Source organism: Bacillus sp. CH_70 (genome assembly GCF_038007045.1).
Classification (GTDB): Bacteria; Bacillota; Bacilli; order Bacillales; family Bacillaceae_G; genus Bacillus_A; species Bacillus_A cereus.
Genome location: NZ_JBBOWL010000001.1, coordinates 2,128,489 through 2,140,908, shown reverse-complemented (window position 1 = coordinate 2,140,908; position 12,420 = coordinate 2,128,489). Strand labels below are relative to the sequence as shown.

The following is a 12,420-nucleotide window of genomic DNA, read 5'->3' as shown; positions in this document are numbered from 1 at the left end:
CTATACAAATATATTTAATATCGAAATTAGCCCAAGTGCTACTACAGATAATATAGTCTCCATTGCAGTCCATGTTAATAACGTTTCTTTCACAGTCATTCCGAAATACTCTTTAATCATCCAAAATCCTGAATCATTCACGTGTGATAAAATTAATGACCCTGCACCTGTTGCAAGTGCTAATAATTCAACATTTACACCTGGTGTACTTGCTGCAATCGGCGCAACAATACCAGCTGCTGTCATCATAGAAACAGTTGCCGATCCTGTCGCAACTCGGATAAGTGCAGCAATTCCCCATCCAAGTAATATTGGTGAAATATGTGATTCTTTCGCCATTTCAGCAATTGTAGTACCAATTCCAGAATCTAATAATACCTTATTAAATGCACCACCAGCACCAATTACTAACAGTATGTTTGCAATTGGCCCAAGGCAATCATTTGTAAATTGTAATACTTTATCTTTAGAAAATCCTTTTGCATAACCAAGGCTAAAGAAAGAATAAATCGTTGCAATTAATAAAGCGACTATTGGATCTCCAATAAAGTGTAACACTTGTGCAAGTTGACTCGTTTTATGTAACGCTACTTCAGCAATGGATGCACCAAGCATAAGAAATACTGGAAGTAAAATAGTAAACAATGTATTTCCGAAGCTAGGAAGTTCTTTCTTCTTATCTCTTTCAATAAATTGCTCCGCTATATCTAATGGTACTTCCTTATGTATACGAGCACCAATCCATTTCCCGTAAAGTGGACCTGAAATAATTGCAGTTGGAAGTCCGACAATTAACGCATATAAAATTGTCTTCCCTACATCTGCTTTAAAAATACCCACTGCCGCCATTGCCGCTGGATGCGGTGGGACAAGTCCGTGTACGACTGACAGTCCTGCTACTAGCGGAATACCGATTGTAATAAGTGATACCCCAGTTTCTAACGCAATTGTAAATACTAACGGAATTAATAGGACGAATCCAACTTGGAAAAATACCGGAATCCCTACTAAAAATGCAACGAACATCATCGCCCAGTGAACTCGTTTCTTCCCAAAACGATTAATTAATGTGTTAGCGATACGTTCAGCACCGCCAGATTCGGCCATCATTTTTCCAAGCATCGTTCCTAGTGCTAAAACTATCGCTAAAAAGCCTAACGTATTACCAAGCCCTAGTTTAATAGAATCAATAATCCCTGGATCTTTTGGTGAAGTTCCAATTAAAGGCATTCCCATTGCTAAACCTACACCAATTGCTGTTAAAATTAATGCGACAAATGGATGCCATTTTACTACCGTAATAAGTAAAAGTAGTATGACAACTGCCGCTAGTACGATCCCAACTACCATTTCTCCCAATCCCCCTATTGTTTACGTTGGAAAGCAGCTATACAATCAAATTCTTCTTTCAAGCGATTGTAAAGTCGTTCATACATATAAAACATTTCTAAATATATAGCCGTATTTTCTTTATTCGGTACATGGTGATGGACAATATCAATCCAACCCTTTACCTCTTCAAGAGAATCAATTTTTCCTACAGCATATAAAGCAACTGCCGCTGCCCCAAGCGCAGATGCTTCATGACTTTCAGGTACAAACAATTCTTTTCCCATCATATCGGACAACATTTGTCTCCAAAATGCAGATTTTGCAAACCCTCCTGAAACTCGTATTTCAGTAAGTGGCCCTGTACAATCCCTGATTGCGAGTGCTACTGAATATACACTCATACAAACACCTTCCATCACTGCACGTATAAAATGTTCTCGTTTATGTTGAAGATTGATTCCAAAGAATGTACCACGAGCGTTTGCATTCCAGTAAGGTGCGCGTTCTCCAGATAAGAAAGGTAAGAACAATAGCCCATCCGCTCCAGCTGGTACGCTTTCTGCATATTTAATTAATAAATCATAAGGATCAATGCCGAGCTTTCTTGCTACTTCTTGCTCTGGACTACCAAATTCATCACGTAACCATCTCAGTAATATTCCGCCGTTATTCGTTGGACCACCGATTACCCAGTGCTCATCTGTTAATGCGTAACAAAACGTTCTCCCTTTCTCATCTGTATTTATATTTGATGAGATTGTTCGAACCGCACCACTCGTTCCAATCGTAATTGCAGCCGCACCCGGTGAGATCGCACCAACTCCTACATTTGCAAGAACCCCATCACTTGCTCCGATGACAATTGGTGTCTCTGCACTTATCCCCATCTTCTGTGCTAATTCTGGCTTCATACCTGATAAAATATATGTAGTGGGTACAGGGGTTGATAATTGTTCTGGTGACATATGTAACATAGTCAAAACATCTTCATCCCAGTTTAATGTTTCTAAATTAAATAACCCTGTAGCAGAAGCAATCGAATAATCAACTACGTAGCGTGAAAATAATTGGTAAATCACATACTCTTTAATGGAAATGAATTTATAGGCACTTGTATATAACTCTGGTTCTTCTTCTTTCATCCATAACAATTTAGAAAGTGGTGACATCGGATGAATCGGTGTACCTGTACGTCTATAAATTTCATGCCCATTCATTTGTTGTAATAATTTTTCTGATTGCTTCGTACTTCGATTATCTGCCCAAATGATAGAACGCGTTAATGGCGCACCATTTTCATCTACTGCAATTAATGCGTGCATAGCTGTACTAATACCGATTGAAGAAATATCTTCTGGTAATACATTACCTTTTCCAATGGCAACGCTTACACTTTTGTATACAGCGGCACATATTACATCAGGATCTTGCTCAGCCCATCCTACATTCGGTTGAATAATTGGGTAATCGATTGCATGTGATGCAATAACTTTTCCTTTTTCTGTGAACACAACCGTTTTTGTACTTGTGGTACCGATATCAATCCCGATTACTCTCCCCCTTGTTTCCATGCGAATCTTCCCTTCATTTCTAGCAAAATACGATTTAGTAAACCGTTTACATGAATTAGTATATAAAATATTTTTTCATTTATCAAGTTATAAAAAGAAAATTTTTTTCACAACAAAAAGTAAATCCCCTCATTCCATTTCACTTATATACTAAATTTAGCTTTTCCGTGCGGTAAAATTACGTTATATTCGTTACGCAATACACTCTTTCCTCTCATTAACAACACATACATAGTCCTCCATACGTTCTACTCATTTGCATGAAAAAGCGTTGAAAAGCAATATTCATTTTTAGGGATCACGTTACATAACCATCAAGCCAAGAAAAGTAACTACCCGCAGAATGAGAATTCTGTGCATTTTGCTCTTGTTTATTGTTTTAGATTCACTAGTCCTTTTATCTTGATAAACATAGAGCGCGGCCCCCCTGCTATCACTTTTTTATCTTGTAAATATATCTTACATACTATAAAATTTAATAGTATTTTTATTTTTCAGAAAAATAAAACAATAATATAGAATTTATTGTATAATGTTGTAAAAAGATGTCGGAGGGATTTAATGTTAAATAAAATATCTCAATTCACAATTAAGCTTTCATCAATTCTTTTATCACTCTTACTATTATTAAATTTACCTTATTTATTTATCACTCAACAAGGGTTTACCTTTCAACCAATTTATTTTTTTAATCAGATCGTTACCATGTTAAAACAGGTCTTCTCCCCTGAATCATTAGTGATTATAGGATCAGACCCGAAGTTTGGCCATTTCAAAAAAACACCATTATTTCCAACTGTTTTAGAACCTTACCTATATTCATTTACTATATTATTTTTAGCCTTTTTTCTTGCTCTCTTTCTATCATCTAGCATGGCATTTTTTTATTTTTTAGCGAAAGATTATATAAAAAAATGGATAAACCGAATTGTGTTCATATTAGAAGCTGTCCCTGATATGATGATGATGATTTGTTTGCAAATATTCTTCATATGGGTACTTCAAAAATTCGGGGAATCTCCTGTCACTATTATTTCTTTTAATGAAAATCGAGCTTATTTACTCCCTATTTTATCATTAGCTGTCTTACCTACATTACAAATGTTTCGGATGATGGTGTTATACATAAAAGAAGAAGAAGGAAAACATTACGTAGAGGTTGCATATGGAAAAGGCCTTTCATCAAGTTATATACTCTGCATTCATTTATTCAAAAATATATCTATCCACTTCTTTCACCATTTAAAAACGATTTTTGTTTTCTTACTTTCTAATTTATTCATTTTAGAATTTGTTTTTAATATGGAAGGCATTATTCAATTTCTATTTAATAAGGCGTTTGTTTCACCTCCCGCTGCATTTATCATACTTGTTATGATTATTTTACCGTTTTATGCCATTTTCCAAATAGTCTCATTCATGATGAATAGATGGAAAAAGCAATTGAAAGGAGTATCATTATGAAATCTATTTGGAAATCAAAACGCTTTTTAATCGGCTTTACTTATCTATTCATACTTATTTCAGCTAGTTTTATTTATAGTTGGTTCTTTAAAGATAACATCCCAAAACCTCCTCAGTTACTTTACAATGACAATAACGAATTACTTGGAAAGGCCCCCTTTCCGCCTTCGTTAATTCCACCTTTTGGATCTGATCGTTTTGGAGAGTCTGTTTTCTTACAAATTGTAGAAGGAGCAAAATTCACTATTTTATTAGCCGTGGCAATTAGCTTCTTTCGAATTTTATGCGGAACATGTATAGGAATCCTCTTAAGTTTATTTGCTCCAAAACTCAAGAGATTTTTCCAGTCATGCTCAGAAGTTTTTTATTATATTCCAACTCTATTTATCGCATTCATACTCATCACGCCCGTTAATATTATAATCACATCAAATGCTGATGGAGTAGATCCAAATATTTCATTTACGTTTTATCAAGTACTCGTACTTATTTTCGTCGCTCTGCCTACACTTTCTTTATACATATCCTCAGAGGTTGATGAATTTATGAAACAAGATTACATCTTAAGTTCACAATTACTGGGGGCTAGTCGTTTTCATATTATTAAAAAACACTTACGAGTCTTATTACTTGACCGCTTATTTGTATTATTTATGGAACATATTGTCCAAACACTCATACTCGTTATCCATTTAGCGTTGCTTAACATTGTAATTGGCGGCATACAAATGCGTGAACTCTATGACGGAGTGCTCAAACCTGTTTCTCTATCTAATGATTGGGCAGGCCTTATTGGATTAAATCGTAATGAAATGAATCTTTCATGGTGGATTATTTTTTATACTCTCGCTTCATTCTTTATTACGATTCTATTTATTAAGCTTATGACCATCGGGATTCAAGATGCACTGAAAGCAAGAGATTCGCAAATTGTAGCAATTCAAAACGTTCCAGATCATAAAAAATTTGTTAAACATAAAGATTCTTTTTCGTTTGCAAATAAAGTAAACCTTTAATCATTTCTCATTAATCAAGTATTAATTGGCATCGATATTAGTAGAAAATAAAAAAGATGATCCCTATTAAATACAGGGATCATCTTTTTATGCCGTCTAACTTTTTTTACATGTCCTGTGCTAGACTCACAATTTTTATATTTAAAGTGAATTATTTGCAATTACAATTATGTTTTTTAAAATCAATTACCATACGCCCTTGAATTCTACCTTGTTCCATTTCTTCGAATACATTTTGTACTTTATCTAGCGAACAAGTTTGAACAACCGGCACTACTTTTCCTTCTGCCCCGAACATAAACGCCTCTTCCAAATCTTTACGAGTACCAACTAGTGAACCAACTACTTCAATTCCATCTAGTACAAGTCGCGGGATGTTTAAGTCCATTGTTTCTACTGGTAGCCCTACTGCAACTACTTTACCGCAAGCACGTACTGCATCAACTGCTGAGTTAAAGGCTACTTTAGAGACTGCTGTTACTACCGCAGCATAAGCGCCACCAAATTCCTCTTGCACAATTTTATCAGCAGGACCTTGAGAAATTGAGTTGATAGTCATATCAGCACCAACTTCTTTCGCTAAGGCTAATTTGTCGTCATTAATGTCTACTGCGATTACCTTTGCACCAAATACATTTTTAGCATATTGGATAGCTAAGTTACCTAATCCACCGCAGCCATAGATTACAATAGGTTGACCAGGTTTAATATCTGATACTTTAATAGCTTTATATGTAGTTACACCAGCACATGTAATTGATGATGCTTGAGCAGGATCTAATCCTTCTGGTACTTTTACCGCATAATCAGCTGTAACGATACATTGTTCAGCCATACCACCATCTACTGAATAACCTGCGTTTTTAACTTCACGGCAAAATGTTTCTCTACCAGTTACGCAATATTCACAACGTCCACAAGATTGGAACATCCATGCAATACTTACACGGTCACCTATCTTTAGCGAATTAACATCATCAGCTATTTTCGTAACAATACCTACACCCTCATGACCAAGAATACGGCCATCAGTGTTACCAAAATCATGATTCGCAACGTGTAAATCAGTGTGGCAAACTCCACAATACTCTACATCTACTAACGCTTCGCCTGAGCGTAACGGACGTAATTCTTTTTCAATCACTTCGATGTTTGCTTTGCTGTTTTTATTAACCACTACTGCTTTCATATGTGATCTCCCCTTTAGTGTTTTAGCGTTTTAATGAGTTTATCTCACAACTACTTTCCTCACTACTTTGGCTAGTTATTGTACCAAATTTAAGTGTTCAATCATCATTACATCTTCATCATAACATGACACTTCATAAACAGCTTGTGAAATTATGAACAATATTTGAATTATTACACAAATCGGTCTTTATTTTAAATTTTTAAAAATGAGAGTTTATCACTGACTATAAGTAAGTCATACATTTCTAAAAGAAAATAAAGTAACAAACTTCTCATCGATAAAAAAGCTCTTCACTCAATATTTTCTATATTTAAACACTTAGTTTCACAGTAATAGCCTTTACCGCCAACATAAACTTTTTCTATTTTATTTTTGCTATTGGTTGCTAATTTAACTAATATTTTGGAAGGCGAGTGTAAAGAATAACCTTGTTCAAATACATAGACTTCTTTTTGCAAATAGTGCTGTTCATAAAGGTAGCAAGCTAATGCACCGTTTGAAGTTCCAGTCGCTGCTTCTTCATTAATGTCGTATAGTGGAGCAAAATTTCTGCATATAATTCGATTGTCATTAAAAGTATATAGATGCATCCCAACAACATTATAATACTTGCTGATTTCTTTAATTTTTTCAAAATTAGGTTGCAGTGCATGTAATTGTGTTTCGCTTTTTATAGGAATTAAAATATCTTTTAAGCCCGTGGAGACAATTTGGATTGGGTATTTATTGTCTATATCTTTAATGTCAAAACAGTCGGTGAACTCATTTGGAGATACAACATCATAGAATATCGGTTTATTTTGTTCCATGAATATGATGTCATCTGTTATGGTAATAGTAAGAACACCGCTGTTCGTTTCAATCGTATAGCGATTCTTGAAAATTTTATTTAAATGCATCAGTATCGCGAAAGAGCCAATTGTGGCATGACCACATAAATCAACTTCTTCTTTTGGAGTAAAATACTCAAATTTATAATCAGCAATTTCAGATTCTGATATAAATGCGGTTTCCGCATAACCCAGTTGTTTCGCTATTGTCTTTTTTTGAGTAGTGGTCAATGTATTTGTATTCTCAATAAATACCACTCCTGCTTTATTTCCGCCTTTATGATCCTTGCTAAATGCACTTGCAACATAAACAGATATTTTCATAAGACACCTTCCTCGCCTATAGTAAATTTCAATATAATAATTACTATATATAAATATAATCGGATAAATTATCAATAAAACAAGAGACAAACTATTTTTTTAGCATTTGAACTCTCCAAAAATAGTTTGTCTACAGTCTGAAAGCACTTCATTTGAAGAGCTTTTTTTATATTCGCTTCATCGAAATCGTTTCACGTATACTTTGTAAATTTTTTAGCGTTTCCTCTTGTCGCTGCAACGACAACCCTACATACAAAGTATCTAATAAGCTTAACTGTGCTAATCGTGATGAACTTGCTTCTGTGCGGAACTCAGTCTCACGTGTTGATGTATATAACGTAATATCAGCAAGTTGACTTAATGCTGATTTCTTATAGCTCGTAATCGCAATAATTTTGGCCCCTCTTGCTTTCGCTACTTCTAACGCTTCAAGTAACCCTTTATTGCTACCAGAATGAGAAATGCCAATAACAACTGAATTTTCCGAGAGTAAACCTGCTCCCATAATTTGAAAATGTGAATCAGTATGAGCGATACAAGAAATACCCGTTCTCATAAACTTATGATACGCATCCATCGCAATAATACCAGAGCCACCATTTCCATAAAACTCAATTCGACTTACTTCTTGCAAAGCTCGTACAGCCTGCTCAAGTGCTGTTTCATTTAGCAAATGTAAAGTATCTTGCAGTCCTGTAATATGCGAATGAAAAACTTTTTTAGCAACAGTTACCATACTATCTTCTGCTGATACCTCTTCATGAATATTTTGCATCGGTGTATGTACAATTTCACGAGCTAATGTAATCTTTAAATCTTGAAAACCTTGCAAACCAAGGTGTTTACATAAGCGGAATATCGTCGCTTCGGAACTACTCGTAACTTCAGCTAATTCTGTAATAGATTTATGTACAACATCTTGTGGATGTTTCAAAATATGTTCGGCAATACTTCGCAATTTCGGTGATAAACCATTCAACGAAGCCTGAATCTTTCCAATCCCACTCCTTGTACCAGGCATAGCATATCCTCCTCTTCTATCGTAGCTTTATCCTGTAAAAACCGATTAGTTTAACTTTATTGTACCTAATTATTGAAAGAAGAAAAACCTATATTAGGGATTACTATAGATTTTAATTGCTCCTATGTATTCTGTCATACGATGTAACAGAATTATTCATACTTATGAATAATTCTCCCCATGTTTCACTGCGTATAATGCGGCTTGCGTACGATCATCCACTTCCAATTTAGCTAAAACGTTTGAAACGTGTGTTTTTACAGTTTGTTCTGTAATATGAAGTTCTGCTGCAATCTCCTTGTTGCTTCTTCCTTTCGCAATTTCGCGAAGTACCTCTTGCTCTCTTTTCGTTAACATTGAAAAAGGATTTTCTATTTCCTTCTTTACTGCGGTACGCCCCATTAATGCAGGTGTTACTTTCGGGTGAAAATTCGCATTTCCTTGATGTACTGCAATAATAGAAGCGACAAGTTGCTCAGGTTGTACTTCTTTTAATTGATAACCATCTGCTCCAGCTTCAAGTGCTGGTATAACATAATCTTGCTCTGAAAAACTACTTAATATAAGTACCTTTATCGTCTCATCGTATTGCTTTAGACATTTTGTTGCCTCAATTCCATCCATTTTCGGCATCGATACATCCATTAGTACGACATCCGGTCTTTCTTTTTGCACGAAATGTAATGCCTCTTCGCCATTTTCCGCTTCCCCAATAATTTCAAATTCTTCTCTCGTTTTCAAAAAGAATACAAGTCCTCTTCGAACGATATGATGATCCTCAACTAGTAGCAATTTAATCTTCAATCTTATTCTCCCCTTCAAATCGGCAATTGAATTTCTATTTTTGTACCCTTTCTCAGCTCTGTTATAATTTGAAACGACCCCTTCATTAACTGAATACGTTCCTTCATACTTTTCAGGCCAAGTGCTGACTCCCTTACTTGCTCTTGTATAAATCCTATTCCATTATCTTCTATGTAAAAATGTAACTGGTTATTTTCTATTTTCAAAAGAACATATACCTTTTCACACGAAGCATGCTTTTTACAATTATGTAGCGCCTCTTGGCTAATACGCCATAAAACTTCTTCTATTTCATCCCCAATTGAAACCATCCCATCAATTCGAACTTCCACTTGAACTCCTAATAACTTCCCGTAATTTTGAATTGCTTCTGCTAACCCTTTCTCTAATCCTTCAGGTCTTAATTGCCAAATTAATAGAGTCATCTCTTGTAATGCTTCTTGTGATAATTCTCCAATATAACTTAACATCTCTTGCAATTCTCTATCTTGCGTCATATTCAGAGTACCTTTCGCTGTTAGCATAATAGAAAATAACAATTGTTTTACTGAATCATGTAAATCACGTGCAAGTCGATTTCTTTCCGCTACCACTACATATTTACGTTCTTTCTCAACTAACTGAATACGTTGTATTGTCGTTCCAATTTGAAATGCAATTGATTCTAATAATGCTAACTCTTCCTCTGAAAAGTGAGTCTTATGAGGCGCAGCCACATTTAGTAGACCAAATTTTTCTGATCCAGACCTAAGCGGAATTGTCGCATGATGTGTAACATCTTCTGTCTCTCCCCAATTACATTCAATTGCATCTTCTATTCGCTTACATTCAATAATATTAGTCGCTTTTTCTAATCTCCCATTCACAAACCGTTCTACACACCAACAGTTTCCTTCACACATCGGCTTCTTCTCTTGCCACGTAAGAGCCTCTGGTAAATTTTCGTCTACAAGCATGCTATGCTTTCCACTTTCATCAATAAAGAATATCCACCCTGTTTGTAAATTCATTACTTGTAACAATGTATGCAACACTTTTTCTAACATATCCTGCAAGTTTGTTGCTTCATTTAATAATTCAGCAATTTCTTTTAATGCTTCTAAACGATGCATCTCTTTTTCTTCAAAGTTCATTCTCATCACCAACTACAATTATAACATTAAGAAATTTCTAAATTCTATAAATAAAAAAGAACCAAATCTCTTCAGCCCTTTCTTTATATCAATCATTTTATTATTGTTATTCTATCCAATGTTGGAATCAGAATTTTTGTTAACAAACGATTCTACTTTAGCTGTCCGATAAAGATTTTCCACCATGGATATGCTGTAAATTTTCAGTAGTAACAACCATATTCGCTGCTGGCATTTGCACTTGATTCTTATGAAACATAGACATTAATTCAAATCTTACTTGTCTAGAAGTTTCAAAATAATCTTCTGGCTTTATTAAACCTGTAATACAAAATTCATAGCCAACATATTTCAAGTTAGGATTTAAGTCTGTAACACCGACGTATTTAAATGGTTCAACAGCGTCATCCTCTACTCTATAAAGAGTTTGATCCAATTTTTCATTGCATATAACACATACTTCTTCTAACAATTCCTTCACTCTTGTTGGATCTTCCTGATAACTTACCGTGATGCGTTCAATTACACGCATCCATCCTTTATTAAAATTTTGTATCGTTCTAATCTCTCCGTGCGGGATGGTAAGTAGTTTTCCTGACCATTCACGTATTTGCATAAAACGAATACTAATCTCTTCAATAGTTCCTGAATTTGTTCCGTTAAAAGTTACAAAATCACCAACTCGAAACTCTTTGTCCGCTAATCTTGCAAAGCCTAATATTACATCTTTTAGCATCTGTTGTGCTGCAAAACCGATGACAACTCCAGCTATCCCTGCACCTGCAATAATACTTTTTATATCTACAAATTGGCTAATTAAATATATGATAAGACTGATGATAATGATATATCTAAAAATAGATCGAATTACACTTTGAATCGTCTGCTCTACCTCTTCATCAAAAAAGCTTGATTTCCTAAAAAACCAATCAATAATACGGTTTATTACAAACGAAATAATGATTAAAACTAAAGCAAATAGTAAAAATCTTAAAAGTAAAAACTCCCTTACATAATTAAAAAATTCTTCAGTATACGTTAATAAACTCATCCATCCACTTCCTTAACTAATAAAAATTCTATACAAAGCTGCTATATTTTTAAAATTCATTAGACATTCTTCTATAAATATACCCTTTTTCATAACCTAAAGGGAGCTAGCAATTGAATTTTTTTATGACTTCACTTTAAGACTACACAACCCACCCTAATAAAAGGGAAATATTTACACGATATCGAATAGTTCATTTGAAAATATTATTACTCACGAGGGTTACAAGCAATGGGATATATTGAAGAACTAAGAGAAGTTGTTGGATCAAGACCGCTTAATTTAGCAGGCGTTGCGGTAGCTGTTTTCAATGAACAAGGACAAATACTACTACAACAAAGGTGAAATGGCATGTGGGGCGTTCCAGGAGGTTTTGTAGAACTTGGTGAATCTATAGAAGCAGCTGGAAGACGAGAAGTACTTGAAGAAACCGGAATCGAAATTGGTACACTTCAGCTAGCAACTGTGTTTTCAGGTAAAGAATGTTTTGTGAAATTACCGAACGGAGATGAATTTTACCCTATAACAATTGCTTACCTTTGCAAAGATATTACAGGTGGCTTGCTAAAAGCTGATGGAGTCGAATCATTACATGTACAATTTTTTAATGTAAATGAGCTACCACAAAATATTAGCCCATTCATAAAAAAATTAATTGAACAAAATGTCGTCTCAGTTTAAA

General features: G+C 34.7%; 10 protein-coding genes and 1 pseudogene. 3 read left to right on the top strand and 8 right to left on the bottom strand.

Annotated elements, in window-relative coordinates; genetic code table 11:
* Window positions 1-1,350, bottom strand: coding sequence for a GntP family permease (locus N2V79_RS11010; RefSeq protein ID WP_000260205.1), 1,350 nt, complete (start codon window positions 1,348-1,350; stop codon window positions 1-3).
* A gap of 14 nt (window positions 1,351-1,364) precedes the next feature.
* Window positions 1,365-2,903: a gluconokinase gene (gene gntK / locus N2V79_RS11005; protein ID WP_340719852.1), complete on the bottom strand. Its 1,539-nt coding sequence runs from the start codon at window positions 2,901-2,903 to the stop codon at window positions 1,365-1,367.
* 561 nt (window positions 2,904-3,464) lie between these two features.
* On the opposite strand from gntK, the gene N2V79_RS11000 reads away from it, so the two are divergent.
* Window positions 3,465-4,367: an ABC transporter permease subunit gene (locus tag N2V79_RS11000; protein ID WP_000932680.1), complete on the top strand. Its 903-nt coding sequence runs from the start codon at window positions 3,465-3,467 to the stop codon at window positions 4,365-4,367.
* Window positions 4,364-5,383, top strand: a complete 1,020-nt coding sequence (locus tag N2V79_RS10995) for an ABC transporter permease (protein ID WP_000836567.1) — start codon at window positions 4,364-4,366, stop codon at window positions 5,381-5,383. Before N2V79_RS11000 ends, N2V79_RS10995 begins: the two co-directional genes overlap by 4 nt.
* Before the next feature lie 151 nt (window positions 5,384-5,534).
* Here the strand turns inward: N2V79_RS10995 and adhP are convergent, their stop codons facing one another.
* The 6 genes from adhP to N2V79_RS10965 form a co-directional block, all read right to left on the bottom strand.
* Window positions 5,535-6,572 carry an alcohol dehydrogenase AdhP gene (gene adhP, locus N2V79_RS10990; RefSeq protein WP_089170917.1) on the bottom strand — a complete coding sequence of 346 codons (1,038 nt, stop codon included), beginning with the start codon at window positions 6,570-6,572 and terminating at the stop codon, window positions 5,535-5,537.
* Window positions 6,573-6,865: 293 nt separating this feature from the next.
* Window positions 6,866-7,729, bottom strand: a complete 864-nt coding sequence (locus tag N2V79_RS10985) for a PhzF family phenazine biosynthesis protein (protein ID WP_340719851.1) — start codon at window positions 7,727-7,729, stop codon at window positions 6,866-6,868.
* 166 nt (window positions 7,730-7,895) lie between these two features.
* Window positions 7,896-8,750, bottom strand: a complete 855-nt coding sequence (locus N2V79_RS10980; RefSeq protein ID WP_069355529.1) for a MurR/RpiR family transcriptional regulator — start codon at window positions 8,748-8,750, stop codon at window positions 7,896-7,898.
* Between the two features lie 162 nt (window positions 8,751-8,912).
* Complete coding sequence (gene casR, locus N2V79_RS10975) at window positions 8,913-9,554, bottom strand: two-component system response regulator CasR (protein WP_069355528.1); 642 nt, start codon at window positions 9,552-9,554, stop codon at window positions 8,913-8,915.
* Window positions 9,555-9,568: 14 nt separating this feature from the next.
* Entirely contained in the window at window positions 9,569-10,666 is a 1,098-nt protein-coding gene (casK, locus tag N2V79_RS10970) for a two-component system sensor histidine kinase CasK (protein ID WP_170924974.1), read from the bottom strand.
* Between the two features lie 178 nt (window positions 10,667-10,844).
* Window positions 10,845-11,738, bottom strand: coding sequence for a mechanosensitive ion channel family protein (locus N2V79_RS10965; protein ID WP_069355526.1), 894 nt, complete (start codon window positions 11,736-11,738; stop codon window positions 10,845-10,847).
* Window positions 11,739-11,969: 231 nt separating this feature from the next.
* On the opposite strand from N2V79_RS10965, the pseudogene N2V79_RS10960 reads away from it, so the two are divergent.
* Window positions 11,970-12,419, top strand: a pseudogene (locus tag N2V79_RS10960) (NUDIX hydrolase).
* The last annotated feature ends 1 nt before the right edge of the window (window position 12,420 follow it).